The organism is Terriglobus saanensis SP1PR4 (assembly GCF_000179915.2).
Taxonomy (GTDB): domain Bacteria; phylum Acidobacteriota; class Terriglobia; order Terriglobales; family Acidobacteriaceae; genus Terriglobus; species Terriglobus saanensis.
Map to the genome: position 1 here is coordinate 4,121,957 of NC_014963.1, position 25,937 is coordinate 4,147,893.

Annotated in this window: 21 protein-coding genes; 16 read left to right on the top strand and 5 right to left on the bottom strand. The window is 58.2% G+C overall.

What is annotated here, in order from left to right:
- A complete protein-coding gene (gene egtB / locus ACIPR4_RS16910) occupies nt 1-1,290 on the bottom strand; it encodes an ergothioneine biosynthesis protein EgtB (RefSeq protein ID WP_041586908.1) in 1,290 nt (429 codons plus the stop codon).
- A 321-nt stretch (nt 1,291-1,611) separates the two neighbouring features.
- On the opposite strand from egtB, the gene ACIPR4_RS16915 reads away from it, so the two are divergent.
- From ACIPR4_RS16915 to ACIPR4_RS16950, 9 genes are all read left to right on the top strand, one after another.
- Complete coding sequence (locus tag ACIPR4_RS16915; RefSeq protein WP_013569888.1) at nt 1,612-4,140, top strand: ABC transporter permease; 2,529 nt, start codon at nt 1,612-1,614, stop codon at nt 4,138-4,140.
- Complete coding sequence (locus ACIPR4_RS16920; RefSeq protein ID WP_013569889.1) at nt 4,141-4,824, top strand: ABC transporter ATP-binding protein; 684 nt, start codon at nt 4,141-4,143, stop codon at nt 4,822-4,824. It begins immediately after the preceding gene.
- A 388-nt stretch (nt 4,825-5,212) separates the two neighbouring features.
- Nucleotides 5,213-6,694, top strand: coding sequence for a flavin monoamine oxidase family protein (locus ACIPR4_RS16925; RefSeq protein ID WP_013569891.1), 1,482 nt, complete (start codon nt 5,213-5,215; stop codon nt 6,692-6,694).
- 56 nt (nt 6,695-6,750) lie between these two features.
- On the top strand, nt 6,751-7,338 hold the full coding sequence (locus ACIPR4_RS16930; RefSeq protein ID WP_013569892.1) for a TetR/AcrR family transcriptional regulator: 588 nt from the start codon (nt 6,751-6,753) through the stop codon (nt 7,336-7,338).
- A 118-nt stretch (nt 7,339-7,456) separates the two neighbouring features.
- A complete protein-coding gene (locus ACIPR4_RS16935) occupies nt 7,457-8,266 on the top strand; it encodes an SDR family NAD(P)-dependent oxidoreductase (RefSeq protein WP_013569893.1) in 810 nt (269 codons plus the stop codon).
- Between the two features lie 740 nt (nt 8,267-9,006).
- Complete coding sequence (locus ACIPR4_RS16940) at nt 9,007-9,660, top strand: ComF family protein (protein ID WP_049780990.1); 654 nt, start codon at nt 9,007-9,009, stop codon at nt 9,658-9,660.
- 25 nt (nt 9,661-9,685) lie between these two features.
- Nucleotides 9,686-10,396, top strand: coding sequence for an HNH endonuclease (locus ACIPR4_RS16945; RefSeq protein ID WP_013569895.1), 711 nt, complete (start codon nt 9,686-9,688; stop codon nt 10,394-10,396).
- 465 nt (nt 10,397-10,861) lie between these two features.
- Nucleotides 10,862-11,038 carry a hypothetical protein gene (locus tag ACIPR4_RS22825; protein WP_013569896.1) on the top strand — a complete coding sequence of 59 codons (177 nt, stop codon included), beginning with the start codon at nt 10,862-10,864 and terminating at the stop codon, nt 11,036-11,038.
- Nucleotides 11,039-11,123: 85 nt separating this feature from the next.
- The gene (locus ACIPR4_RS16950) at nt 11,124-12,032 is read left to right on the top strand and encodes a hypothetical protein (protein ID WP_013569897.1); all 909 of its coding nucleotides are present in this window, start codon (nt 11,124-11,126) and stop codon (nt 12,030-12,032) included.
- Nucleotides 12,033-12,353: 321 nt separating this feature from the next.
- Here ACIPR4_RS16950 and ACIPR4_RS16955 read toward each other — a convergent pair whose 3' ends face one another.
- The 3 genes from ACIPR4_RS16955 to ACIPR4_RS16965 form a co-directional block, all read right to left on the bottom strand.
- On the bottom strand, nt 12,354-14,264 hold the full coding sequence (locus ACIPR4_RS16955) for a 30S ribosomal protein S1 (protein WP_013569898.1): 1,911 nt from the start codon (nt 14,262-14,264) through the stop codon (nt 12,354-12,356).
- A gap of 261 nt (nt 14,265-14,525) precedes the next feature.
- A complete protein-coding gene (locus ACIPR4_RS16960) occupies nt 14,526-15,479 on the bottom strand; it encodes an EamA family transporter (protein ID WP_013569899.1) in 954 nt (317 codons plus the stop codon).
- Nucleotides 15,480-16,295 (bottom strand): ThuA domain-containing protein, encoded by an 816-nt coding sequence (locus tag ACIPR4_RS16965; RefSeq protein WP_013569900.1) that lies wholly within the window; start codon nt 16,293-16,295, stop codon nt 15,480-15,482. It abuts the gene before it with no gap.
- A gap of 81 nt (nt 16,296-16,376) precedes the next feature.
- Here ACIPR4_RS16965 and ruvB point away from each other — a divergent pair, with 81 nt between their 5' ends.
- The 4 genes from ruvB (at nt 16,377) to ACIPR4_RS16985 (ending at nt 22,638) form a co-directional block, all read left to right on the top strand.
- The gene (ruvB, locus tag ACIPR4_RS16970; protein WP_013569901.1) at nt 16,377-17,444 is read left to right on the top strand and encodes a Holliday junction branch migration DNA helicase RuvB; all 1,068 of its coding nucleotides are present in this window, start codon (nt 16,377-16,379) and stop codon (nt 17,442-17,444) included.
- Nucleotides 17,445-17,617: 173 nt separating this feature from the next.
- The gene (locus ACIPR4_RS16975) at nt 17,618-18,748 is read left to right on the top strand and encodes an acyltransferase family protein (protein WP_013569902.1); all 1,131 of its coding nucleotides are present in this window, start codon (nt 17,618-17,620) and stop codon (nt 18,746-18,748) included.
- 201 nt (nt 18,749-18,949) lie between these two features.
- Nucleotides 18,950-21,466, top strand: coding sequence for a DUF2339 domain-containing protein (locus ACIPR4_RS16980; RefSeq protein ID WP_013569903.1), 2,517 nt, complete (start codon nt 18,950-18,952; stop codon nt 21,464-21,466).
- A 92-nt stretch (nt 21,467-21,558) separates the two neighbouring features.
- Nucleotides 21,559-22,638 carry an IS30 family transposase gene (locus ACIPR4_RS16985; protein WP_013569904.1) on the top strand — a complete coding sequence of 360 codons (1,080 nt, stop codon included), beginning with the start codon at nt 21,559-21,561 and terminating at the stop codon, nt 22,636-22,638.
- 362 nt (nt 22,639-23,000) lie between these two features.
- Here ACIPR4_RS16985 and ACIPR4_RS16990 read toward each other — a convergent pair whose 3' ends face one another.
- On the bottom strand, nt 23,001-23,540 hold the full coding sequence (locus tag ACIPR4_RS16990) for a bactofilin family protein (RefSeq protein ID WP_013569905.1): 540 nt from the start codon (nt 23,538-23,540) through the stop codon (nt 23,001-23,003).
- Nucleotides 23,541-23,738: 198 nt separating this feature from the next.
- Between ACIPR4_RS16990 and ACIPR4_RS16995 the strand changes: the two genes are divergently transcribed.
- The 3 genes from ACIPR4_RS16995 to ACIPR4_RS17005 all read left to right on the top strand — a co-directional run bounded on the left by ACIPR4_RS16995 (nt 23,739) and on the right by ACIPR4_RS17005 (nt 25,748).
- Nucleotides 23,739-24,425 (top strand): hypothetical protein, encoded by a 687-nt coding sequence (locus ACIPR4_RS16995; protein WP_013569906.1) that lies wholly within the window; start codon nt 23,739-23,741, stop codon nt 24,423-24,425.
- Between the two features lie 166 nt (nt 24,426-24,591).
- Nucleotides 24,592-25,200, top strand: a complete 609-nt coding sequence (locus ACIPR4_RS17000; RefSeq protein WP_013569907.1) for an FmdE family protein — start codon at nt 24,592-24,594, stop codon at nt 25,198-25,200.
- On the top strand, nt 25,197-25,748 hold the full coding sequence (locus tag ACIPR4_RS17005; RefSeq protein WP_013569908.1) for a thiamine phosphate synthase: 552 nt from the start codon (nt 25,197-25,199) through the stop codon (nt 25,746-25,748). Before ACIPR4_RS17000 ends, ACIPR4_RS17005 begins: the two co-directional genes overlap by 4 nt.
- Nucleotides 25,749-25,937: the final 189 nt, after the last annotated feature.

A 25,937-nucleotide genomic window follows, 5' to 3' on the forward strand; every position in this document is an offset into this window, starting at 1 on the left:
CTACTTCGCTAAACGAATCCCGGAGAACTGCCAACGGGTCGCAGACTGGAAAAAATTACGATACGTCACACGCATATGGCTCGCCGGCGTTACGCAGGAACCACCGCGCAAAATCATCTGGCTCGACATGAACTTGCCGTTGTATTCGCCCAGCGCTCCCGGCAGTGGCTTGTATCCCGGATAGCCCGTATAAGGACTCGCCGTCCACTCCCAACAGTCGCCGATCATCTGCTGCAGACCTTCGCCTGTACCTGCTGCTGCAGGATGAAACACTCCCACATCCCACAAATTCCCGTCAAGCGTAAATGGCGCGGCGGCCGTCTCCCACTCCGCCTCTGTCGGCAATCGACAACCACTCCAGCGGGCAAACGCATCCGCTTCAAAGAAGCTGACGTGGCACACGGGCGTATCCAGCAGCTCCGACAACCCACGATATCCGCTCAGCGTAAATACCTTCCATCCCGTCGCATCGGCGGCATCGCGCTGCCAATACAGAGGAGCGCGCCAACCCTCGGACTCCACTGCGCTCCAGCCCTCGGAAAGCCAGAACTCTGCGCGGTCATACGCATCGTCCGCCATGAACTCCAGATATTCGCGGCAGCTAATCATGCGGTTCGCCAACGAATAAGGCTCCAGATAGACCTTGTGCCGGGGCGTCTCGTTGTCGAAGCTGAAATCCATGGGATCGCTCGCCTTCAATGGATACCCAATCTCTTGCAACCCACCAGGAAATTTGCTCCACGTCAGCGGACCTGCTTCGCTCTCCGTAACGACGATGTCGCGATACGCAGGATGCAGAGGGTTTGTAAAAAAGGCATTCTTCAGGTCCGTCAGCGCCAGCTCTTGATGCTGCTGCTCGTGGTTCAGTCCCAGCACAATGCGCCGGATCGCCTCTTCCTCGACCCCACCAGCGAGCAGACGCTCCATCGCCGCATCCACATGCGCGCGGAATTCGAGGATCATCTCCAGCGAAGGCCGCGAGAACGAAGCGCGCAGCTTCTTCTCAGGAATCTCATCGCCCAGCGAGACGTAATAGCTGTTAAACAGCCAGTGGAAATCCGCATGGAACTCGACGTACTCTGGCAGAAACTGGCGCAGCACAAACGTCTCGAAAAACCAGCTCGTATGCGCCTGGTGCCACTTGATCGGACTTGCGTCCGGGGTCGATTGGACCATCTGGTCCTCGGCGCTTAAACCCCGCGTAATCTCCGCGGTCGCGCCACGCACGGCTTTGTAGCTCGCCAGCAGGCTCTGGGCCTGCACACCTTTGCTCTCTGAGACCTGGATCATCGTCGGCTCTCCATGCGGCTGATTATCCGTCAGATGCTCCAGTGCACGCCATCGGTGCATTCATTGCGACCCTCAAAGGAGGGGCAACAGCAGGATTTAATGCAGGAAATGAATCCGCCGACCCCAATCCGGACGCCGCAGCATGTCCGTTTCTGGACGACAATCCCAGAGATGAACACTGAAGCGCCTTCGTCCCACAGTAACTCATAGAAAATGCAATGGAACAAACGCCTTTTCTTTGGGCAGAAACGTGCTTTCTATTTTTGTAGTCCCGTGGACGGCAAAACCCACCCACGGTCTGTTTCACACGGAGAAGGAACAATGAGCACTCTGACGCAGGATGTCCGCTACGCACTCCGGCAGTTGCGCAAAACGCCAGCGTTCACCATCACGGCGATCCTCACGCTGGCCCTTGGCATCGGCGCAAACGCGGCCATCTTCACCCTTGTGCACGCCGTTCTGCTGCAGAGCCTGCCCGTAGCCGAACCCAGTCGCCTGATCCGGATCGGAAGCAAAATTACCTGCTGCGTGAACTCCGGCGCTCCCGACGACGGCGACAACATTCTGTTTTCCACTCAGACCTACCAGCAGCTTAAACAGGGCGTTCCGGAGTTTGAAGAACTCGCCGCCATCCAGGCAGGCTTCGCCTATCGCCCCGTCATCGCACGACGAGATGGAGCCCAGGCCGAAGCACGATCCAGCATGGGCGAATTCGTCTCCGGCAACTATTTCCAGACCTTCGGCCTGAACCCTCAGGCAGGAAGACTTCTCACCGAAGCCGACGACATTGCAGGCGCTCCCATCGTCGCCGTTATGAGCTACGACACCTGGCAGAACCAGTTCTCCGGTGACACCTCCATCATCGGCGGCACCTTCTGGATCAACACCAAAGCCGTCACCGTCGCAGGGATCGCGCCCAAGGGCTTCTATGGAGACCGCCTCTCCAGCACGCCTCCGAACTTCTACCTCCCCATCGAGTCGATGCCCGTTCTCGCAAATGTGGGTTACGTCCACGATCCGGAGACGCACTGGCTGGACATCATCGGACGCGTGAAACCGGGAGTCGCGCTGGGGCCGCTCCAGCAGAAGGTCAGCGCCATCGTCAAACAGTCCATCGCGGACAACAAGGACTTCATCGGCGACAAAGGCAAAGCGCTGCTGGCGAAGACGCACGTCGGTCTGGCTCCGGGTGGCGCGGGCATTGAAGAGATGAAGGACCAGTACGCCTCTAACCTTCGGATCCTCATGACGATCTCGGCCCTCGTGCTCTTGATCGCCTGCGCCAATATCGCCAATCTGCTTCTGGTCCGAGGCATGGGGCGCAAAACGGAGATGTCCGTTCGCACAGCGCTCGGTGCGATGCGTCGCCGCATCATCGGTCAGCTCCTCACGGAAAGCCTCATCCTCGCCCTCCTCAGCGGTTTTGCGGGTCTGGCCGTCGCCTTCGCGGGAACGCAGATGCTGCTCAGAATGGTCTTCAACGGAGCGAACCGTCTGCCCATCCAGGCGAGCCCATCCCCCATCGTCCTTGGATTCGCTCTCCTGCTCTCCCTGGTCACGGGCGTCGTCTTCGGCATCGCACCTGCATGGATCGCAGCGCAGGCCCAGCCCGCCGATGCCTTACGCAGCGGAACTCGCGCAACTTCTACGGGAGCCTCTCTGCTGCAGAAGGGCCTGGTCGTCCTGCAGGCAGGTCTCTCTCTTGTTCTCCTTGTCGGTGCGGGCCTCTTCTCGCAGAACCTCGCCAAGCTTCAGCACAAGGATTTAAAGCTGGAGTCGCACAACCGATACATCGTGCATATCAATCCGCAGACGGCGGGCTACATGGCTCCGCAACTGGAAGCGCTCTACCGTACCATCGAGGATCGCTTCCACGCGGTACCGGGCGTAAAGAAGGTGGGCATCAGCACCTATACGCCCATGGAAGACAACAACTGGGGCAATTACCTCCAGGTGCAGGGTCAACCAACGCACGGCATAGGAGCCTCTTTTGTAAAAACCAACGCGGAGTACTTCGCCTCCGTGGGCACACACCTTTTAGCCGGACGCGGGTTTACAATGCGCGACACCGCTGCGGCTCCGACCGTCACGATCATCAATCAGAAACTGGCGCAGCAGCTCTTCCAGAACTCCAGCCCCCTTGGACAACATATCGGACCTCCCAAGTCACCGGGGGACTATGAGATCGTCGGCGTCGTCGAAGATACGGCCTATACCGACGTGAAATGGGAAAACCATGGCATGTACTTCGTGCCGATGATGCAACGGCCCGCAAGCGATACAGGTCCCGCAGACAAGGACGAAGGTCTCTACGCCGGTGCCATCGTGCTCCAGACCGAGCGCCCAATGGACAACGTAGAAGCCCTGGCGCGAAGAACCCTCGCCAGCATCAATCCCAATCTCTCCGTCGTAAAATTCCAGACCTTCAACGCGCAGATCGCCGACCGCTTCACGGATGACAGAACGATTGCCCGCCTCACCATGCTCTTCGGCGGACTCGCCCTTCTGCTGGCCTCCGTGGGCCTCTACGGCGTAACCTCCTACACCGTAGCCCGGCGCACTTCCGAGATCGGTATCCGCATGGCTCTCGGTGCGGAACGTGCCAGCGTCGTCGCGATGATCCTGCGCAGCGCCATGCTGCAGGCAGGAATCGGTCTGGCCATCGGAATTCCAGTAGCGCTCTTCTGCGTTCGCTATGTAAAGTCGCAGTTGTACAACATCAGCAGTGTCGACCCCAGCGTACTTGCTGGAGCCGTGGTTACACTGGCCCTGGCCGCAGGGCTCGCCGGTCTCATTCCGGCACGGCGCGCAGCTTCCACAGATCCAGCACAAGCTTTGAGGATGGAATAGATGATTGAGTTGAAAAATCTGGAACGCAGCTTCCGGGCGGGCCACGAAGAACTCTGGGTACTACGACGCATCGCTCTCACCATTCGCGAAGGCGAATTTCTCACCATCATGGGACCATCGGGCGCGGGAAAATCCTCGCTCCTCAACGTCCTCGCTATGCTCGACGATCAGTGGCGTGGCGAGTTCTTCTTTGAAGGCCTCCCCGTCCATGCCATGAACCGCAAGCAACGCAGCGACCTCGCACGCCGCCGCATTGGCATGGTCTTCCAGAGCTATCATCTGCTCGACGACCTCACCGTGGCGGAAAATCTCGATCTCCCGCTCACCTACAAGAACATCCCGAGCAAGGAACGCCAGGCGCTCGTAGCCGACACGCTCGACCGCTTCCAGATCGTCGGCAAAAAAGACCTCTTCCCCAACCAGCTCTCCGGCGGACAGCAGCAGCTCGTCGGCATCGCCCGCGCCGTCATCCACAAGCCGTCACTCCTCCTCGCCGACGAACCCACAGGAAACCTGCACTCCGCCCAGGCAAGAGAGATCATGGAACTCTTCCGCGAACTCAACGCCGAAGGCACCACCATCGTGCAGGTCACCCACTCCGAATCCAACGCAGAGTACGGCTCGCGCACCATCGAACTCCGCGATGGCTGGGTGCACCTGAACACTGCTAACCCTCCCGCATAAGAACCCGGCGATCAAGGGACAAGCACGTAGTCTTTGCGAGCGAATCCGTGTTTTGAGAGAGGCCCCATGTTCCACCTTCGCGTCGGGCTTCGGACTTTGATCGGTTTTTTATAAAACCATAGGGCTAAGGATTCCGAGGGATGGCCCTGATGAATTGGGTCGAATGTAAATCTATCGGGGTTGCGGATCCAGAGTGGATTACGTGGAATCAGTTCCACGAAACATTACCCCAGTTATGGCGCACAACAGCACACAGAACCTTCGGTGCATAAAGCGACAGCAGGAATAAAGCCTGTGCTGCTGTGTCCTCCTTTTATGACCATTTTCAGGTCGACCCGGCGGTATTGCCGAACATCTCACGCAACTCAACGACGGAGATTCCACACACATGATGCAATCTATGACAGGAACGCCTTCAACGCTATCCGCTACGGTTCAAGCCCCACCATTCAAAGCGTTCTTTTCAAGAACAGACGAGACGAAAGAGCCTGAACCTGTGCCGTTCGATCCACGCATCGAACGCCGCGGTGAGGCAAAGCGCGTTCTTATTCTTGGCGCCGGTCTCAGTGGTCTTGTAGCGGGATATGAGCTCATGCGCGCGGGTCATCATGTCACGATCCTGGAAGCACAAACTCGTCCCGGTGGGCGGGTTTACACATTGAGAACTCCGTTTTCGGACGGGCTCACCACAGAGGCAGGAGCAGGTCGAATCCCAGCCAGCCACGCATGGACGCATCATTACATCAAGCACTTCGGCCTGAAGACCGTACCCTTTGCGCCAGACTCATTGACTACACTGATGTCCCTTCACGGAAAACAGGTGCCACTTACCCCGACTGTTCAGCTCTCTCAATACTTTGGCCTGTCGACAGAAGAAAAGAATCTCGGCCTCGCCGAGTTAGCGGAAAAGTATATTTTCCCGGCCATTCGGAAAATTCAATCCGCGCTCGATATCAACTCTTCTGACTGGCCACCAGACTCTCTTCGTCCATTCGACCGATACACCCTCTCGGATTTTGTGCGTAGTCAGGGCGCATCTCAGGTGGCCACCGATCTCTTGTGCTCTGGCATCACCCTCCGCAATGCATCCGCGCTCAACGTGCTTCGCATTTTGGCGCAGATGCATCTCACTCGTCTTGAAAAGATCCAGGGAGGAAACGACTTACTTCCACGAGCGATTGCCGCTAAGTTGGACGAGCGAATCCTCTATGGCGCGCGCGTCGTCAGCTTCCGCGAAGAAAAGTCCAGCGTGCGAGCCACTTTCATGCAGGAAGGTAAACACCATTCCCTTGGGGCCGACTACCTTATCTGCACCCTTCCCTTTTCAGTCCTTCGTCGCCTTGAAGCGATGCCGGACTTTACCCCATTGAAGCGGCAAGCCATCCAGGAGATGTCCTATGCCTCAATCGTTAAAGTGGCATTGCAGACGAAAACAAGAGATTGGGAAAAACGAGGACTGAGTGGATTCGCTCAGGCGGATATGGCAGAAATCTGGAATCCCTCCTGGGACCAGCCTTCGCCTCACGGAATCCTGCAGCTCTATCAGGAAGGAAAGGTCGCCGAAGACCTTGACCGTATGAGTCCATCGCAGAGATTGAACTTCGCGGCGACGTACATCGACAGGTTATTTCCAGGTTTTAGTCCAGATCTTGAGCGGAGCACATCCTACTCGTGGCAGCTGGATCCCTTTGCCCAGGGAGCGGGGATGACTTTACTTCCTGGAGATCTCTATTCCTGGTATCGCGCCGTCGCTTCCGTTGAAGGTCGAATCCACTTTGCGGGCGAACATACATCCGCGACGCCAAGCTTCATGCAGGGAGCCGTCACCTCGGGATACCGCGCAGCCAAAGAGGTCAACGAGCATATCTAGAAAAATCTGGACATAGGCGCGAGACAAACGACCGGTCTATTATTAATAGAATAGTTATGGCTTCCGCCCCTACAACCCGCGAACACCTTCTCGAGGTTGGGCTCCGGCAACTCCGTTTGACAGGCTACACGGCCACCGGCGTAAAGGAAGTGCTCGATCTCGCCAAGGTTCCCAAGGGCTCTTTTTATCACTACTTCCCCAGCAAAGAAGCCTTCGTTAGCGAAGTCTTTGCGCGATACGCGGAGAGCGAAGCACTAAGAATGGCCCACACCTTTGGCGATGAGTCGATACCTGCCCTGAAGCGACTGCGACGGTATTTCGATGAGATGTTCCTGGCATACGGGCCGAAAGCTGAGATCCGTGGATGTCTGGTTGGGAACATGAGCCTGGAGATCGCGGACCACAGTACTAAATTACAGACGCAACTCGAAGCAACGTATGCCGCATGGCAGGGTGGCATCGCAGACCTGCTGCGCCAGGCCATCAAGCGTGGCGAACTGAGGAAGTCCGTCAAGCCGGACGCGCTCGCGGAATTCATCCTGAACGGTTATGAAGGCGCACTCGTTCGCATGAAAGCAGACCAGAGCGACCGGCCCATCAAGAACTTTCTCTACTTCGTCTTTGAAGTTCTTCTTAAGAACTAAGCGATTGCCCTGAGACGAAACAACGGGAAGATCTTTTTTGAATCAACTAACCAACCGGTCTACTCATATAGACGAATCGGTTTTCCCGATTCCTACCTTTCGCTCCAAGGAGATTTACATGTCGAATTCAAGCACTTCTTCCAAAGGCACGGCGCTCATTACTGGAGCATCGACGGGCATTGGCGCAGTCTACGCAGATCGCCTCGCCAAACGCGGTTACGACCTGCTTCTGATTGCTCGCAACGGCAAACTGCTCAGTGAGCTCGCAAACTCACTCTCCACTGCTACCGGTCGCAAGGTCGAGGCCTTCCCAGCCGACCTCACCAACAAAGCCGAGCTGCGCAAAGTAGAAGAGCGACTCCGCACGGATACTTCAATCACTGCACTCGTAAACAATGCAGGCTTTGGAGGCGTGTCCACGCTCCTCGATTCAAAGGTAGACGACATGGAAAACATGATCGACCTGAATGTCACTGCGCTGCTGCGTCTTACTTCGGCTGTTCTTCCCGGCCTTCTGGAACGCAAAGGCGGAGCCATCATCAACATCGCATCGATCGTCGCACTGAATCCAGAGCTACTGAATGGCGTGTACAGCGGCACCAAGGCCTTCGTTTTGAATCTCACGCAATCGCTCCATAAAGAGGTGGGCGATAAGGGAATTCAGTTGCAGGCCGTACTCCCCGGTGGCACAGCCACTGAGTTTTGGGACCGCGCGGGCATAGGCGGACACCAGAACCTTCCCTCCGAAATGGTCATGAGTTCCGAGGAGATGGTTGATGCCTCTCTCGCCGCGTTCGATCGCGGCGAACTGGTCACCATCCCCTCGCTGCCTGATGTTACGGATTGGGACAAGTTCAACGCAGCACGTTTGGTTCTGCTCCCTAACCTCTCGCACAAACACTCGGCAGCGCGTTACGGCGTTCGCTAACTGTTTCTAATGCCCATTCCTCAAAAGCAGAACCGAGGAGTGGGCACCCCTACCGCACAACAAATTCAGCTAAAAAGAGCACCGGAGTTGGTGCCGATGAGGAGCGGCGATCTCTTTCTCCAGTAGAAATCCCCATCTATCGGAAACTCCGAGTTTGGAGCCAGCTACACAGCAGTAAGTAAGTAAACTCTTTCGAGATCCGCTCGTTGGTCGTGGTGAACAGAAGCGCCAGTGCAAAAAAAACGGCATTGGTCGTCGATTCTGAAAAAAGACGTGGAGCGCGTAGACGCCAAACCTAAATCTCTCGTGGAAATTTCCACTTCACATTGCATAAGCGCAACAAATGGCCTTTTCCCATTAGCGGAAAATAACGGTTCGGCATATACTTCGGGCATCGAGCATGTACGCCGCTCTGCTGGTGGGTCTCCCCCTTCCACCAGATCTCCAGAGTGAAACAGCTCGTGTGAGCGAGGTGCGTCTTCCCCCAGGCGTCGAGTAGCCCGTTTGACTCGAATCCCGATCTCCTTCCCGGTGCCTCGGCACACGCGCTGCCGCGTTTCGCGCGCGCTTTCGCCCAGCGCTCCTTCGCTCCTCTCCTCTCTGTCTTGGCTCCCGGCGAGTGCGCCCTCTGCTCCAACCCACTCCTAGAGGCACGCCTCGCCCCCCTCTGCCAACTCTGTCTGGACAAATTGAAGCCCGTAAAGCTCCTGCAATGTGTTATCTGCGGAGAAGCCCTCGGCATGGAATCCGCCTGGGCCCATGGGGAAGAAGCTCGGATCCCCTGCACCATCTGCCGCTTCTCGCCGCCACCCTTCGTCCTTGCGGCTTCCTTCGGTTCTTATGAAGGCACTCTGCGCCAGATGATTCATCTGCTGAAGTTTCAAGGACAAACCTCCCTAGCGAACATCCTGGGAGACCACCTCGCCACAACCCTCGAAGCCCTTCACGGCAAAATCCCCTCCGAGATGCTCGTGCTCTCCGTCCCCCTCTTCCGCTCCAAGCGACCCTTCAACCAGAGCACGCTTCTGGCCCGCCGCGCCGTCGCTCAGGTGAAGCGAAGGCACCCTGCATGGAATCTTCGCGAAAACCACACCCTCCTGCGCCGCGTCCGTCCGACGCAGAGTCAGTTCCAGCTCTCTCCCAGGCAGCGCCGCCTCAATCTCCGCGGCGCTTTTCGCGTGACGCGGCCAGGAAAGATTGCTGGCCGGGACATCCTGCTTGTCGACGACATTTACACCACCGGCGCTACGGCCCGCGAGTGCAGCAAGACGCTGCTCGCTGCCGGAGCGCACTCCGTCCACGTCCTTACCCTCGCCCGCGCGCAACAGGGGCAGGTAGCCGAGCGTTGGCAGCCCGGCACACCGCTTCGCACCACTCAATTTGGATCTGCCTAACGCAAAGTCATAAGGAGTACGCCCCATGCATGCGACGACCTACGACAACCAGCAAAACAGCCTTCGCCCTACTCCGCCCGGTCACGCCCCCAGCCTGCTCAAGCCGGCGGCCTTCGGCCCCAAAGCCCGCAAGCAGAAATCCCTCGCCAAATGCCATACCCTGGCGCACCGTAGCCAGACCGAGCCCTCCCGCGCCCGCGGCGGACAGCTCCAGACACCGGTCCTCGTACTCAATGCCTCCTACGAACCCATCAACATCTGCGGAGCCCGTCGCGCCCTCGTCCTGGTCCTCAAAGGCGTCGCCCGTACCGAAGAGGAACAGGGCGCAACCATGCACGCCGCGCGTGTGCGTATGCCCATGCCCTCCGTGATCCGCCTGCTTGAATACCGTCGCATCCCGCACCAGACACGCGCCCTTTCGCGCAAAAACATCCTTCTGCGCGACCGCTCCACCTGCCAGTACTGCGCCGTCATCTTCCCGAGCGGAGAGCTCACACTGGATCACGTCATCCCCCGCTCGCGCGGAGGCACCTCCACCTGGGAAAACCTCGTCGCCTGCTGCCATAACTGCAACCGTCGTAAGGGCAGCCAGCTCCTGCATGAGCTCCGCGACATGAAACTCCTTCGCCAGCCCAGCCCCTTCAGCCTCCACACCTCACGCCACATCATGCGCATGCTTGGCTCCGGCGAAGCCAATTGGCGAAAATACCTCTACTTTGAGGCTCAAGCTTCCTGAACTCTGATCGATTTAAAGATAAGACTGCAATTCGCTCCCGCAGATCATGCCGTTTCCGTACCCGAACCACATGGGAGATTGGCCTCTGCCGTTGTTTTGCGTGTCCGTCGTCATTCGACTGGCGCTGCGGACCAATCCGGAATAAGTTCCCCGTATTCCAGGTCATGCGAGAAGGCTCGCATCTCCGAATCTGGATGGCTTCCGGCCACCTCTGGTTCATGTGAGAAGAGCGGAACGTAGAACATAAGCCCTTTGGATGCGCATCATTCGTATGCTTTTCCAGTAGAGTGAAAGCCTCCATTGACGCTGCAAAAATGTAATAGTTGCAGGGGCACATTACCTTAGTACCTACAACTTCCGTACTACTTCGTTATATTGCTGATAATAATAGACTTACCCAAGGTTACATCCTAGAGTGAATTTGTCTGGTTAGTCCAGAACAAAAAAACTCCGGGAGTAATCAACATGAAAAACATTGTTCGCGCCTTCGTAATCGCCCTCGTCCTCACAGGCTCTGCCGCAACCGCCTACACCGCAAACTCCGGAGCCATCGTTACGAACGCGACCACTGTCAGCGCCATTCCCAAGCCCACCTGCCCCTTGGATGACCCCAACCACTGCGGTATGGGACAGAATCGCTAATCTTCGTTTTTTGTTCTGGAATTCCCCAATTTAGTCATTGCCCGTCGACATCTGCTTCGCTATCCTTCCAACTAGGAGCGGGCAGATGTCGACAAAGGCATGTTTGGATCTCTTGGGAATGCTGGAAATCGGTCTCAGCCTGGCTGCGATCTTTTATCTGGTTCGCTCTGAGTCCGCCCGCGAGTATTGGTCTCTAACCTCTCTTTTGTCCGTCAGAGTCGCTGCAGCCATAATCGGTCTAACGCTTGACCTCATGGCCGGCCACTTGATCAGCGGCCTGCATGCTTACGTGTCGTATTTCTTTGTTTATTGGATCGGTTTCGGCATCGAGACGCTTCTAGGCGTCCTGACGATTTACAGTATCTATCGTTCTGCCATGGCACCGCTCAAGGGTCTTCAAACTCTGGGCATGTTAATGTTCAAATGGGCAGCAGCCATCTCGACCGTGGTTGCCCTTGCAATTTCTATTGGACCCCGCGTCAGGACAACGAGCTTTCTCATCTCTGCGGTAAGCCAAATGCAGCGCGCCAGCAGCGTTTTAACGCTCAGCCTTCTTCTTTTCGTCTGCTTTGCCATTCGTCCGATGGGTCTGTCGTATCGCAGTCGCATCTTTGGCGTGAGTCTCGGTCTAGGTGTGATCTCTACGCTCAATATGATCCAGTCGGCGTGGCTGACGAGCAACCACTCCCTCTACACTGTCTTCAATTTCGTGGATGCCTGCGCCGTCTGCGCGACCCTGGGTATCTGGATCCGTTATTTCGCGATGCCGGAGCCGGCACGCCGCATGATCCTGCTTCCCACCACCTCCCCGTTCCTGCGTTGGAACCAGATCTCCGAGATCCTGGGTCACAACCCTGGCTTCGTCGCAGTCGGTGGCTTACCTCCTGGCATCCTTGCTCCAGCCGAGCTTGAGATCATGCGTCGCGCCTCAGCGGCCAAGACAGCCAGTGCTTCTGCGTCCCAGATGGTCTCCGCCTCAAGCTCCGCCGCCTAAACTTCAGATACCTCCGTGCCCCATTCTTTCGCGCGCTCTTTGCGCGAAAGAATGGGGTCGCGCAGAGCGCACCAACCAGATCTATCTCGAAGGACAGGACAGGTGCCCATACATCGCGCTCTTTGCAATGTATGGGGTATGCGTGGAGCGCATCCAAAAGATCTTCGTACAACCCGGAGTTAGTGTTTCCGCTCCGAACTCCACCTTTGTCATCCCGTAGCGCAGCGAAGGGATCTGCTGTCCAGCCACCCGTATCACTCCCTAAGCCACAAACAAAAGAGCCGCACCCCGAAGGGTGCGGCTCTTTGTACTCCAAGGAAACTACTCGTTTTCTGAGCGCTTCCAGTTGATCAGGTCACCCAGAGTCGTGGTGGAAGACGATCCAGACGACTGGTTCTCGCGCTTTCCATCCTTGGAAGGAGCCTTGTAGCTCTCGACCTCGGCACGGCTAGCTTCTTCGCCGATTCCGCGGAGGCTGAGACCCACCTTCTTCTCTTCCTGGCTCATCTTCACGATCTTGAACTCCATCTCCTGGCCAGGCTCAAGCGTGACTGGCTGATGCAGTTCGTTGACCGCTTCGGAGACGTGGCAGAGACCCTCAACGCCCTCGGCAATCTCGACAAACGTACCGAACTGCGCCGAACGAAGGACCTTGCCCTTCACCACATCGCCTACGCGATGCTGCGCGAAGAACGTATCCCAGACATCGGGCTCAAGCTGCTTCACACCGAGCGAAAGGCGGCGATTCTCCGGCTCTACGCCCAGGACCACAGCGCGAACCTTCTCGCCCTTCTTCAGGACCTCCGAAGGATGCTTGATACGCTTCGTCCAGCTCAGGTTCGAGACATGCACGAGACCATCAATGCCATCTTCGATCTCGATGAATGCGCCGAAGTCCGTGAGGTTACGTACACGGCCTTCCACGATCTCACCGATCGGATACTTGTTCTCCAGCTGCTCCCACGGATTGTCCTGAAGCTGCTTCATGCCAAGAGAGATGCGACGATCGGTCGGATTCACAGCGAGGATGATCGTATCGGCCTCATCGCCCGGCTTGACCATCTTCGACGGATGCTTCATCCGCTTCGACCAGGTCATCTCCGAAACGTGAACCAGGCCTTCAATGCCCTGCTCCAGCTCGACGAATGCGCCGTAGTCGGTCACGGAAAGAATGCGGCCCTTGACCTGTGCGCCGATCGGGTAACGCTCGATCGCATCCAGCCATGGGTCAGGCGTCAGCTGCTTGAATCCAAGCGAAACGCGCTGCTTTTCCTTGTCGAACTTTAGAACCTTGACCTGAATCTCATCGCCCACCTGGACCAGGTCGCGAGGATGCGTCAAACGGCCCCAGCTCATGTCGGTGATATGCAACAGGCCATCCAGGCCGCCCAAATCCACAAACGCGCCGTAGTCGGTCAGATTCTTCACGACACCCGTCATGATCGAACCCTCTTCCAACGTCTGCAGCGTGACATCCTTGCGCGAGTTCTGCTCCTCTTCGAGGATCTCCTTGCGCGAGATGACGACGTTGCCGCGCTTCTTGTTCAGCTTGATCACGCGAACGTCGAGCTGCTGACCAATATAGCTATCGAGATTGCGCACAGGGCGCACCTCAACCTGCGATCCCGGAAGGAACGCCTTGACGCCGATATCGACAGTCAAGCCACCTTTGACGCGAGAGAGAACCGTGCCGGTAACCGGCGCCTTGTCGGCACAAGCCTTCTCCAGCTGATCCCAAAGGCGATGACGCTGGGCCTTCTCGTACGAAACGAGATATCCGCCCTCCTGCTCTTCGCGCTCCACAACCACTTCCACGGCATCGCCCACGGCAAGCTTCGACTCGCCAGCGTGATCCAGCACCTGCTCCTTGGGGATCAAACCCTCGGACTTCAGGCCAATGTCGACCACCACATGCTTATCGGTGATCTTCACTACGGTGCCAGTGACAACCTTGTCCTCTTCCATGGCGGATTGCGCAGCTTCCTTCTCTGCGGCCTGCTCACGGTCGAAGTTCTCCAACGCAGCAGCAAAATCGGCCGCATCGTAATCTGCGGCGTCAGGTGCTGTAGCATCGGCGATCGGCTCGACCGAAGCTTCCGGTGCGGGCGTCACGACATGGTTGGTGGTGGCGGTTTCAGTCGACGGGGCTACTGCCGTCTCTTCGGTTGCGAGATTTTCAAGTTCGGTTGTCAGGGGTTTGCTCTCTGTATCAGGATTGGGGATGTTTGACATAAATTTGATGCGCGGTCCAGAACTTCGGATCTAGCTTTGCTCACTTTCTCTTCTCAACCTTGCGGCCCGTACTCGGAGGTCAGCAGACAGAGTCGACAGAAGTGCATCAGCAAAAGTAAAACCGAATTTCAGGAGGAGCCAGCGTCTTCAACGGTGCGCATTGGCTCTACTTGACTATACCGCTCGCGATTGAGAAGCGTCAACGGTGACGCGCGCAAATCCTTTCCAATACACGGCCCAAAATGAAACGCACACACAATCTCAAACCCGCCGCGCGGCAACAATATCCTCCGCCACCCGTGGCTTCGCCTTCGAAGCCGTCACGGTCGCCACCGCCAGCAGAATCACGCCCATCCCGACCCATTCCAGACCACGCAGCCGCTCTCCCAGAAAAATCGCTCCCAGCAGCACCGCCACAATCGGGTTCACATAGGCATAAGTAGCCACCTTTGCCACCGGAACGTGGTGCAGAAGATAGGTATAGGCGCTGTATCCGATCAGCGATCCAAAGATCGCCAGCCAGAGCAGACCCAGCACAACCCCACGCGTCCAATGCGCGGTATGCCAGCCACCCAGGACCGAGCCGATCCCGATATTCGTCGCTCCGCCCATCAGCATCTGCCACGCACTGGCCACCATCGGATCCGCAGAAGAGGTCCACCGCCGCGCCACCACACTCCCCACCGCCCAACTCACACCACCCAGCATCAGGATCCCGCAGGCCAGCAAGACGCCGCCATTCGTCCCCTCAGGCAGATGCAGGCTCGGCCAAAGCAGAAGCACCATTCCTCCCACGCCCAGCGTCGTACCCACCCAACCCACACCATTCAAAGGCTCTCCGCCCGGCACCACCGTCTCCAGCAGAGCAATCAGGATCGGAATCGAAGCCATAATCAGCGAAGCCATCCCCGAACTCACATACTGCTCGCCCCATGCCAGCAGTACGTTATTCCCTGTCAGCAGCATCAGCCCGATCACCAACAGCCGCACCAGCTCGCGGCGAGAGACCCGCACGCTCTTCCCGCGCGCAGCCAGAATCGCCATCAACAGGCTTCCCGCAATCGCATACCGCAACCCCGACGTAAACGCGGGCGAGATAAAACGCACCACATACCGGATCGCGACAAACGTCGACCCCCAGAAGAAATACACGCACCCAAACGCCACCAGAACCAGCAGACGAGCGCGCTTCGCCTCTTTCTCGATCAACCCCACTTAGCGCGCACCCCGCGAAGCCGCTACAGGCACCTCATACCGCACCAGCCCCAACGCCCACTCAATCGCACCCTTGTACATCGCCTGCATCCGCGGGTCGTCCCAGTTCTCCACCGGATGCCCCAGCGTCGAATAAAATACCCTCCCCTTGCCCACCTGCTTCACCCAGGTCACGGCAAAATCCTTGTCCGCACGATGGACTTTCTGGTTCGCCAGGTCCAGCTTGCTCGCATCCAGACGCATCAAAATGTGCACCTTGGACCGATCCCAAAGCTTCTGCTGATAGATCTCGTCCGTCAGCACAAACTCCTTCGGCCACGCGCTCATGCCTGGAAACGCGCCGTCCTCCACCATAATCGGTGCCTGAAACGTGCCCCACGGATGCTCATCGAAGGTTCCGCCGACCATATCGACCCACTCCGGCCACTTCGTCCAGGTGATCGCCGCCGAATGCACCGCCACAATGCCCTTGCCGTCTTCCTTCACAAACTGCAGTAAAGACGCATTGCGTTCCCCATCCATCTCCAGCGTCCCGCCGGTATAGAAGACGATCGCGTCGAAATCATTCAGGTTTTTTGCGTTGTATTCGAGCTTCCTCTTCGTCAGCGGCTCGGTGTCAGTCCGCAGAGTCGTGTCCCACTCGCCACTCTCGCGCCCCATGCGCTCGATCACCGCCATGGCATGGCTCACCGACTCATGCCGATATCCCTTCTCTTCGCCAATCACCAGCAGATGCTTTTTCGGAACGGGCGCAACCTGTTGCGCCGCACACACTGCTACCTGAGTCAACACGAGCAGAAACAAGAACCTTCGCATCGCCGAATTTTACACACCTGCACACCGCTCCGAATCCAGGCATCTTGTTTCCAACAAGCCTTCGCCGTATCCTCGCCTTCAGTGGACTTTCGCACCCAAAAACGCTTCGACACCAACAAGACGCCCAAATCGGCAGAGGCCGACCGCATCGTCTCAGCCTCCACCACGGACGACGACGCAGCCTTCGAGCTCAAACTCCGTCCGCATCACCTCCGTGAGTTCATCGGCCAGGAAAAGGCGAAAGAGCAGCTCGCCATCGCGCTTGAAGCTGCCAAGGCACGCGGCGAAGCCCTCGACCACGTCCTTCTCTTCGGACCTCCGGGGCTCGGCAAAACCACCCTCGCCACCATCATCGCGAACGAGCTCGGCGTCGGCTACCAGCAGACCAGCGGCCCCGCCCTCCAGATCCAGGGCGACCTGACCGCCATCCTGACCAACCTTCGCGAACGGCAAGTCCTCTTCCTCGACGAGATCCACCGTCTCCAACCCGTCCTCGAAGAAAAGCTTTATACCGCGCTTGAGGATTACCAGCTCGACATCATCATCGGCCAGGGCCCCTCCGCGCGCACGCACGTCATGGAGATCCGGCCTTTTACCTTCGTCGCCGCCACCACACGCCCCGGCCTGCTCTCGTCGCCTCTGCGCTCACGCTTCGGCATTCTCCTGCGCCTCGAGTTCTACACCGACGACGAACTTCGCTACATCGTCGAACGCTCCGCGGAAGTCATCGGCGTCACCATCGACCAGGACGGCGCAGCCGAAATCGCCATGCGCTCCCGAGGCACCCCACGCATCGCTAACCGGCTCCTCCGCCGTGTCCGCGACTTCGCCGAAGTCCGCGCCAACGGCACGATCGACCGCGAAACCGCGCAAAAGGCCCTTGCGATGCTGGAAGTCGACGCCCACGGCTTCGACGAACTGGATCGCCGCCTCCTCCGCACGATCATCGAAAAATACGACGGCGGCCCCGTCGGTCTGAATACCCTCGCCGCCGCGCTGGCCGAAGAAGAAGACGCCCTGGAAGAGGTCTACGAGCCCTTCCTCATCCAGATCGGCTTCCTCGACCGCACCCCCCGCGGCCGTGTCGCCACCCGCCTGGCCTACGAACACCTCGGCATCGAAATGCCCCGCAAAACCAGCCTTTTTTAGAGGTTGTCCCGCCGCGAGAGCAGATCCCACCAGACTGCCGATAGTGCGTCTTCAACAAACGATAAAAGAATCTGGATAAAGCCGACTCTGCAACGAACTTCGAATGGTAAGCTGGCGGCAATTTCTTCGAGCCAACGCGTCCGCTCCAGAAAAATTCTCAATTTTCCGCAGACATGCCCTTAGACAGTCCAGGAGCTACCCGTGGCCATAAGCACTACCCGGCGCTTGACGGGCTTCGGGGCGTGGCCATTCTTCTTGTCTTCATGTACCACTACTCCCCGCATCGAGGAACCGGGTGGCTTGTGTATCTTCCCAGTGGAAGCTGGATTGGCGTCGATATCTTCTTCGTACTCTCAGGTTTCCTCATCACGGGCATTCTGTATGACACGAAGGGCTCTGAACACTTCCTTCGGAATTTTTACGTTCGCAGGGCTCTGCGACTCTTTCCCATCTATGCGATCTTCATCGCCGTGGTGCTGCTGATTACCAGGGGCCCCGTAGGACACTCCTGGCTCCTTACGCTGACCTACCTGCTCTACGGTTCAAATATCATTCGCTTCTTCCTGCCGGATTTCACTTCGATCGGGATGATCGAAGTGGGCCACCTGTGGTCTCTGGCGGTGGAAGAGCAGTTCTATATGCTCTGGCCCTGGATCGTGATCCTTCTCGCCAGTCGCCGACGGATCCTGACCGCAAGCCTCTACGGCTGTGCGGGAGCGTTGCTTCTGCGTCTGGTGTTGGCACACATTCCATTTCCGAACTATGAGTTTCTCTACCTCGAACTACCGACAAGAGCCGATGCGCTTCTCTCAGGAGCAGCGCTCGCTATGCTGGTTCGGGATAAGCAGTGGATGGACAGGCTATCCATGGCTTACGTCCGGCTGATTGGAATCACTGCAGTACTCATTTTTGTTGCAATGTGCCTTTCTATTCACTCGTTTTCCTGGAAAATTGCGCCGGTCAACACCTGGGGTTTGTCACTGGTCGCGTTGGCGTCAGCGTGTACTCTGCTGCTCTCGCTGCAACCAGGATCGTGGACAAACCACGTTTTCTCCCATCGGACATTACGCTTCTTCGGAAAATACAGTTATGGGCTGTATCTGTTGCATTACACTCCGGCGCATTACCTGAAGCGTTATTTCTATCCCCACCTGGCGAGCCATATCCACTCGGAGATGGCAACAGGCATCCTTTATTTCTTCCTGATTCTGGCCGCAAGCACGGGTCTGGCAGTACTGAGCTTCCGCTTGATTGAGGCGCCCTTTCTACGACTGAAATCAAAGTTTGAAATGGCCCGTCGCTGAAAAGAGGAAACCCAAGAACCGGGTGCCCCATGTCTCGCTTTTGGGACATGGGTTATGCGCAAAGCGCATTGTTCGCTCGAAGAGCGACCAACTTCAGTAAGCTGTGAAAGCCAGGGGAGGAGCACACAGTATGGTCGTCCGTCTCATCCTCATCGTGGTCCTCGTCGTCATCCTCGCCCGCTTCTTCCGCAGAGGCCGTTGATGGGAATCCTCGCAATCCTTCTCTGCCTGGGCCTTTTCGTTTATATCCACTGGCTGGATCAACAACGCAGGTCTGACACAGATAGCCTTCGTAGGCTGCTCGACGACGCCAACAAACAGATCGAATCGCTCCGTCAAGCCATAGCCCGCATGAGCTCAACTGTGCAGCGGCCCCTCGATCAACCTTCCGCGCAAAAAGAGACCGTTCACGAACCAGCCTCTATTCCCGTTCCCTATCCTGTACCGGCCAAACCCATCGCACCGCTCGACACCCCACCGCAGCAACTACATGAAACCCCTGCGCTCTTAGAGCCAGCCTTCACACCTCCACCAGTGGAACGCCCTGCAAAAAAATCCATCGAGCAGAGCCTCGGCACCAACTGGCTCAATCGTCTCGGAATCACCCTCCTGGTCTTCGGCGTGGCCCTCTTCCTTGCCTATCAACTCACGCATATCGGCGCGCTGGGTAAGGTCATCGCAGGCCTCGTCCTCAGTGGCGCCCTTCTCGGCGGAGGCCTCTGGCTGGAGCGCAAGCTGCAATATCAGGTCTTCGCCCGCGCCTTCATTGGAGGAGGCTGGGCACTCCTCTTCCTGACGATCTACGCAGCGCATTACTTCGAAGCCACGCGCATCCTCGACAGCGAATTTGTCGACCTCGTTCTCCTCTTCCTCGTGGGCGCGGGCATGGTGCTTCACTCGCTGCGTTACCGTTCGCAGGTGGTCACCGGACTGGCCTTCCTCCTCGCTTTTTCGACCGTTACACTCTCGCAGGTCACCGTCTACAGCCTGCTCGCCTCCGCTTTGCTGGCACTCGGTCTGGAGATCGTCTGCGTGCGCGAAGGCTGGTTTGCACTGGAGATCGCAGGCATCGCCGCCGCTTACTCCAATCACTTCTTCTGGCTCGACCAAACTCTCTCCAAAGCGGGCGGCCAGGGTCATCCCTTCGCTGAATTCTGGCCCTCCACTGCGGTTCTTCTGCTCTTCTATCTCATCTTCCGGATCGGATATGTTCTCCGAACGCCGCAGACCGAACAGGCGGAGTCGCACTCCGGGGCCGCAGCCGTGCTGAACTCCGCGGCGATCCTCTTCGTCATGCGCTACCAAAGCTTCCATCCGGAGTGGGCCTTCCGTGCGCTTCTCTGCTTCGGCGCACTGGAACTCGTCTTCGCCTTCGTCGTCCGCTCGCGCAAACGCCCCAAAGCCTTCGCCATCCTCGCCACGCTCGCCAGTGTTCTTCTCCTTGCCGCCATTCCCTTCCGTTATCGGGACGCCACGTGGCCCATGCTCTGGCTTGCGGAAGGCGAAGCACTCTTTCTCGCAGGCTTCTTCCTGCGGGAAAAGATCTTTCGCTGGATCGGCAGCCTGGCGCTTCTTGCAAGCGTCCTCATCCTTACGCTGAACCATCTCTCGCTCTTCGACGGAACCTCGACCACAGACGACAGCATGCTGATCGCCATAACGTATGTCCTGGCCGCCGTTTTGCTTTGGATCAATGCAGAGTGGCTGTACCCCGGCCTCCGACTTACACCGAACGATCGGGAATTACCCTTGCTCCAAACCGGCTCTTTTACCGCGGCGTCCTGCGCGGCCGTCGCACTTTGGATCTGGTTTCCTTTCGCCACAACCATCTTCGCCTGGGCTGCTCTTGCATTGCTTCTACTGGAAACCGGTACTCGCTTCCGGTCCGTCGTTCTCCGGACACAGGCTTATGGGGTGCTTGCAATCACCCTGCTTCGACTCTTCCTTGTGAACTTCACAGGGAATCAGAACCGGATCGCTGCCGCCATCGTCGTCATGGCAGCCTGCGCCGCCTGCAGTGAACGCCTTCGTCGCAGCACAGAGACGAGCAACATCGAACGTCGCCTCATCTCAGGCTTCGCAGCTACGGCGGCAACGACGGTACTTTCCACTCTGCTCTATCTGGAACTCCGTCAAGAATGGCTCATCGTCGGTTGGGCCGCCATGGTCGTCATACAAACAGCGGCCGCTCTTTTGCGCGACGGCATCCGCGTCCGCGCGCAGGCGCTCCTTCTCGCTGGCATGGTCGTGGTGCGTGTGCTCCTTGTCAATTTTTCGCTTGCGTCCTGGCGAGGATGGCCATTCTGGGTAGCCACAGGACTCTTATTCGCAGTCGTGCCGATTGCCTTCCTTCTACGCAGAAAGCCAATCGAAACCAGCAATCTCCTCCTGAGAAAACCAGAACAGCTTCTCTTCTTCCTTCCGCTCGCACTCATCGTCGCGTGGCTGGGTATCGAGATTGAAAATGCCTGGCTCACACTCTCCTGGAGCGTTCTGGGTGTCCTCGTCTTCCTCCTCGCACTCGCTGTAAGTGAAAGAAGCTACCGCCTGGCCGGGGTCGGACTTCTGCTCCTCGGTGTCGCAAAGCTTGTCTTCTTCGACGTCTGGCAACTGGAAGAGACCGCCCGCTATCTCTCGCTGATCGGCGTAGGCATCGCCCTGCTCGGCGTCAGCTTCCTCTACTCCCGCTACGCCGACCGCCTCAAAGAGTACTTGTAGAGAATCTCTAATTTGTCATCCCGTAGCGCAGCGGAGGGATCTGGCTGGTGTCAGACTCCAAGTGCAACATTTCTGAAGAGGGAGTGTTGTGTATGGGGATTTGTTATGGTCAGCTGGATGATTTTGAACGTGTTGTGATTCAGAGTCAGCTTCAGATGGGTTGGAGACCAGCGTCGATCGCCGCCGGTCTGCAGCGTTCGCGATCGACGGTGACGCGGGAGCTGCGCCGCAACGGCTGGAAGCGGTCTTGCGAGAGCAGTGCGCAGAGCCGTCGCTGGGGCAACGGCGGCTACGTGGCGCGGCGTGCCGGCCAGCGGGCGCGGCAGGCTCATCGCAAGCCCCGCGTGGAGCGGAAGCTGGTGCCGGGCACTCCGTTATGGACCGAAGTTCGCCGGTATCTTCACCAGCGCTTGAGTCCGTTCCAGATCGCGTCCACACTGTCACGTATGCCCGAGCCTGTGCGCATCTCGCACGAGACCATCTACACCGCGCTGTACGCCATGCCGCGCGGCGAGCTGCGCACGGAGCTGCTGCGCCTTCTGCGACGCAAGCGTCCCCAGCGCGGCACACGCGATCCCAACCGCCACCAGCGGCCCTTCGTGGACGGCATGACCCTGATCGACGAGCGGCCCACCGAGGTGGACGAGCGTCTCGTTCCCGGCCACTGGGAGGGCGACCTCATCAAGGGCAGGATGAACCGCTCCCGCGTCGGCACCCTGGTCGAGCGCACCACGCTCTTCCTCGCCCTGGTCAAGCTCGAGGACGGTCGCGCCGAGACCACCGCCAACGCCTTCGCCACCATCCTCAACCGCTTCCAGAGCCCCATGCGCCTCACCCTCACCTACGACCAGGGAAGGGAGATGGCCCAGCACCGCACCCTCACAGAGAAGTCTGGCGTCAAGGTCTACTTCGCCCATCCCCACAGCCCATGGGAAAGAGGCATCAACGAAAACACCAACGGCCTGGTCCGTGAATACCTCCCCAAGGGACAGGACCTCAGCGTTTACTCCCAGCAGCAACTCGACGAAATCGCCATGCAGCTCAACGCAAGAATCAGAAAATCCCTCGGAAACAAAGCCCCAGCTGAACTCTTCCTCCCAAAAGGAGACTTCGACTTCGTACACTTCTGGCAAAACCCAGATAAAGTAAAAAATGTTGCACTTGAATCCTGAATCCACCCCGCTTCTGATTTTGTGCCCCATTCTTTCGCGCTTTATGCGAAAGGGTGGGGTCGCGCGGAGCGCACAAGCCGGATCTGTCAGGAAATCGGGAAAAGAACAGCAGATCCCTCCGCTGCGCTACGGGATGACAAAGGAAAACCACGGAACCGGGTTTCCCCATACATGCAGCTTCATCGCATGTGTGGGTATTCGTGCGAAGCGCGAACCGCTTCTAGCTCCAAACCCACAACAAACACCCCACCCGCACATCGCAAAAGCGCGATGTACGGGGCACCCAGACTCGTGGTTAAACCTAGATCCGTGATTAAACAGAAGACCCCGGCGAATCGCCGGGGTCTTCGCGCCACAAAAAACTACGTCGTCGGTTCAAGAACAATCGACTCCGAACCAGCGGCCACCGGAGCCGCATCATTCGGCCCAGGCTTGCGGATATCGATCCCGCCCTTGAAGAACGCGCCATCCTCGATGCTGATCCGCGCCGCGATCACATCGCCCGTGAGCGAACCTTCGCTGCGGATGTCCACACGGTCGGAAGCCTGGCAGTTGCCGCGGACCTTGCCGAGAACGACAATCTCGCGCGCAACGATATTCGCCGCCACCTGGCCGTTGCGGCCAACGGTGACGCGGTTTCCAGGAAGATTGATCGCGCCTTCGACGCGGCCATCGATGTAAAGGGACTCGGAACCGGAGAGCTCGCCCTTGACCATCAGCGACTTGCCGATCGTCGCCTGGTCGCCCGCGGTGGGGACTGCGGAAGACGAGGCAGGGGTGCCGGTCGAGGGACGCGGCGAGGTGGTGGTTTCAAAGCTGGAGGCCGGCTTGGCGGCGGAGCGTACTGGCTCGGGAGTAGAAGGAGTGGTTGGGCCTGCGCCAGGAGTATTCGGTTTCCACATAATAAAATCAGTTCCTTTCGGCGGTCGTTTCGCTGCTGCTATCAGCTTGATACTACGCCGCAAAAGCGTGTGGAGATGCGGTCTTCCTCAACTTTGCATGCAGGAATCTACTTCGCTCACAGGGCCCGGAAGAAAGTCGCCTGCACCGGAACAAATGTCCGCTTGCGTCGGAAGAAATAACCCGGTAATCTGCGCCGCATGCAGACCCTTTCCCGTGCTTCTGTGCACCTGCTCTTTCTTTGCTCACTTCCCGTCCTCGCCGCCACCAAAATTCACACCGTAGTTCTAGGTTCAGTGAAAAAAGTACCTTACCTCGCCGCCGATGTCGCTCGGGAGGACAAAACCGACGAAGCCGGAACCCTGAAAGTCCGACCTCTCCTCGTCGACACCAAGCTGAAGGAATGGACTACCGGCGAAATCCACGAAGTAACGGAGCGCACCTTCGTCGTCCGCCGTGTCCTGCACGTGAACGACACGCTCCCCGGTGAAAAATCCGCCCACTGGGTCTGGCAGCCGGGCCCATGGCTCCTGGTCGACCGCACCTCTGGCCGCGTCAGCGCCCTGCACCTGCCTGACTTCGACGCCAGCGTGAGCGAGGTCTCCTGGTACCGCGACTACGGCGCGTACTGCGGCGTAAAAACCACCGTCCGTGGCGGCGGTCTCGTCGCCGACGTCTGGCAGATCGGCGGTCGCAAAGCCGCTTTGCAGAAAGTCATTGGCAAATGGCCACAGGACGAGCGCGTCCGCCCCGTCTGCGCCACTCCCTTGTGGCAGCGCGAACCAATGCGCGTCACCCTGAAGCCCACAGACGGCCCCGCCATGAGCTTCGACGTTGTAGGAACCAGCGCCGCGCTGATAGAAGACGGTGACGCCGAAGAAAACTAGCTTCTAACGTCGTGCCCCATTCTTCGCGGCTTCATTGCGAAGGGTGGGGTCGCGCGGAGCGCACAAACCGGATCTGTGAGGAAACAACAGATCCCTTCGCTGCGCTACAGAATGACAAAGGGGTTCGGCACAACAAACAGACACCCCACAGGCGTACGATTTTCCTATGGAACTCGAAGCCCTCCTCAAAGAAGCAGAGATAGCCCACGGCCACCTCTGCGCAGGCCAGGTCCTGGGCGTCCGCATGGCCATGCATGCCTGCGATCTGCTCAAGATCGCAGAACCCCGCGGCAAAGATCGCAAGCGCCTCGTCACCTTCGTCGAAATCGACCGCTGCGCCACCGACGCCATCGGCGTCGTCACAGGTTGCCGTCTGGGCAAGCGCGCCCTCAAGTTCGTCGACTGGGGAAAGATGGCCGCGACCTTCGTCGACCTCACCCGCGTCGCTGCCGACGACGTTTACGGCGGAGTCCGCATCGCCGCTCTGGAGAGTTCACGAGAACTCGCCCGCGAGCGTTTTTCCGAGATCGAACAGAAAAACGTACAGCAGATGACCGCCTATCGCGAACTCTCCGACGCCGAACTCTTCTCCGTGGAGTGGGTCGAAGTCCCTCTGCCCGCAAACGAGTTTCCCGGATACAAAGGCGGCCGTGTAGCCTGCGCCATCTGCGGCGAGGGAATCAACTACGGACGGGGCGTTCTGCGCGACGACGAACTGATCTGCGGCGGTTGCGCCGCTCCGGAATCGCGTTATTACAAAGTGGTCGCCCCATGATTCGCTATGCCATCTCAGACCGTTCGCAGTACCCGGGAGACGAGCAGGACCGGCGCGCAGCACTCGTGCAGCAGGCAGAACGTCTCTCCAAAGCGGGCGTGGACTTCTACCAGATCCGCGAAAAAGACCTCGGCGGTTCCGAGTTGATCTTGCTCCTGGAAGCCGTCCTGGCCGCTGCACGGGGCGTAGGGAAGATGAAAGTCCTTCTCAACGGCTCGGAAGAAGACGCCCGCGCTGCAGGAGCGGATGGCGTACATCTCTCCTCCGACCGCGCAGGCGAGACCATAACAAGCGGCCTGGTGGTGAGCGTCGCCTGCCACTCACTCGAAGACGTTCGCAGGGCCAATGCAAACTTGCGGCACTTCGCGCTCTTCAGCCCGATCTTCGGAAAAGACTCTCAGGACGGTGTCGGGCTGGATGCTCTCCGCAGCGCGGCCGAGATCGGAGAGATGTCGGTTCTCGCCCTGGGAGACGTCAACGAAGCCAATGCGCAGGCGTGTCTTGGCGCAGGTGCAGCGGGTATCGCCGGCATCCGGATGTTTTTATAGCCGCGTCCAACTTCTCATGATTCGTAAATTAAAATCCGGTGAATTCCGCATCTACTCGCGGTCGGTCGATAAGAAAACAGGCAAGCGAAAGAACCTGGGCACATTTCCCTCGCGCGAAAAAGCGCAGGAGCACGAGCGCGCGATCCAGTACTTTAAGCACTCGTGAATCCCTTGGACGGCGCAAAACTT

Bases quoted from the DNA above. Each gene is read 5' to 3' on its own strand.
- ACIPR4_RS16990 (WP_013569905.1), bottom strand. From the start codon at position 23,540: ATGTGGAAACCGAATACTCCTGGCGCAGGCCCAACCACTCCTTCTACT.
- ACIPR4_RS16930 (WP_013569892.1), top strand. From the start codon at position 6,751: ATGGCTTCCGCCCCTACAACCCGCGAACACCTTCTCGAGGTTGGGCTC.
- ACIPR4_RS16995 (WP_013569906.1), top strand. From the start codon at position 23,739: ATGCAGACCCTTTCCCGTGCTTCTGTGCACCTGCTCTTTCTTTGCTCA.
- ACIPR4_RS16945 (WP_013569895.1), top strand. From the start codon at position 9,686: ATGCATGCGACGACCTACGACAACCAGCAAAACAGCCTTCGCCCTACT.
- ACIPR4_RS16965 (WP_013569900.1), bottom strand. From the start codon at position 16,295: ATGCGAAGGTTCTTGTTTCTGCTCGTGTTGACTCAGGTAGCAGTGTGT.
- ACIPR4_RS16925 (WP_013569891.1), top strand. From the start codon at position 5,213: ATGATGCAATCTATGACAGGAACGCCTTCAACGCTATCCGCTACGGTT.
- ACIPR4_RS16980 (WP_013569903.1), top strand. From the start codon at position 18,950: ATGGGAATCCTCGCAATCCTTCTCTGCCTGGGCCTTTTCGTTTATATC.
- egtB (WP_041586908.1), bottom strand. From the start codon at position 1,290: ATGATCCAGGTCTCAGAGAGCAAAGGTGTGCAGGCCCAGAGCCTGCTG.
- ACIPR4_RS16920 (WP_013569889.1), top strand. From the start codon at position 4,141: ATGATTGAGTTGAAAAATCTGGAACGCAGCTTCCGGGCGGGCCACGAA.
- ACIPR4_RS16935 (WP_013569893.1), top strand. From the start codon at position 7,457: ATGTCGAATTCAAGCACTTCTTCCAAAGGCACGGCGCTCATTACTGGA.
- ACIPR4_RS16955 (WP_013569898.1), bottom strand. From the start codon at position 14,264: ATGTCAAACATCCCCAATCCTGATACAGAGAGCAAACCCCTGACAACC.
- ACIPR4_RS16940 (WP_049780990.1), top strand. From the start codon at position 9,007: ATGGAATCCGCCTGGGCCCATGGGGAAGAAGCTCGGATCCCCTGCACC.
- ACIPR4_RS22825 (WP_013569896.1), top strand. From the start codon at position 10,862: ATGAAAAACATTGTTCGCGCCTTCGTAATCGCCCTCGTCCTCACAGGC.
- ACIPR4_RS17005 (WP_013569908.1), top strand. From the start codon at position 25,197: ATGATTCGCTATGCCATCTCAGACCGTTCGCAGTACCCGGGAGACGAG.
- ACIPR4_RS16950 (WP_013569897.1), top strand. From the start codon at position 11,124: ATGTCGACAAAGGCATGTTTGGATCTCTTGGGAATGCTGGAAATCGGT.
- ACIPR4_RS16985 (WP_013569904.1), top strand. From the start codon at position 21,559: ATGGGGATTTGTTATGGTCAGCTGGATGATTTTGAACGTGTTGTGATT.
- ACIPR4_RS16975 (WP_013569902.1), top strand. From the start codon at position 17,618: ATGCCCTTAGACAGTCCAGGAGCTACCCGTGGCCATAAGCACTACCCG.
- ACIPR4_RS16915 (WP_013569888.1), top strand. From the start codon at position 1,612: ATGAGCACTCTGACGCAGGATGTCCGCTACGCACTCCGGCAGTTGCGC.
- ACIPR4_RS17000 (WP_013569907.1), top strand. From the start codon at position 24,592: ATGGAACTCGAAGCCCTCCTCAAAGAAGCAGAGATAGCCCACGGCCAC.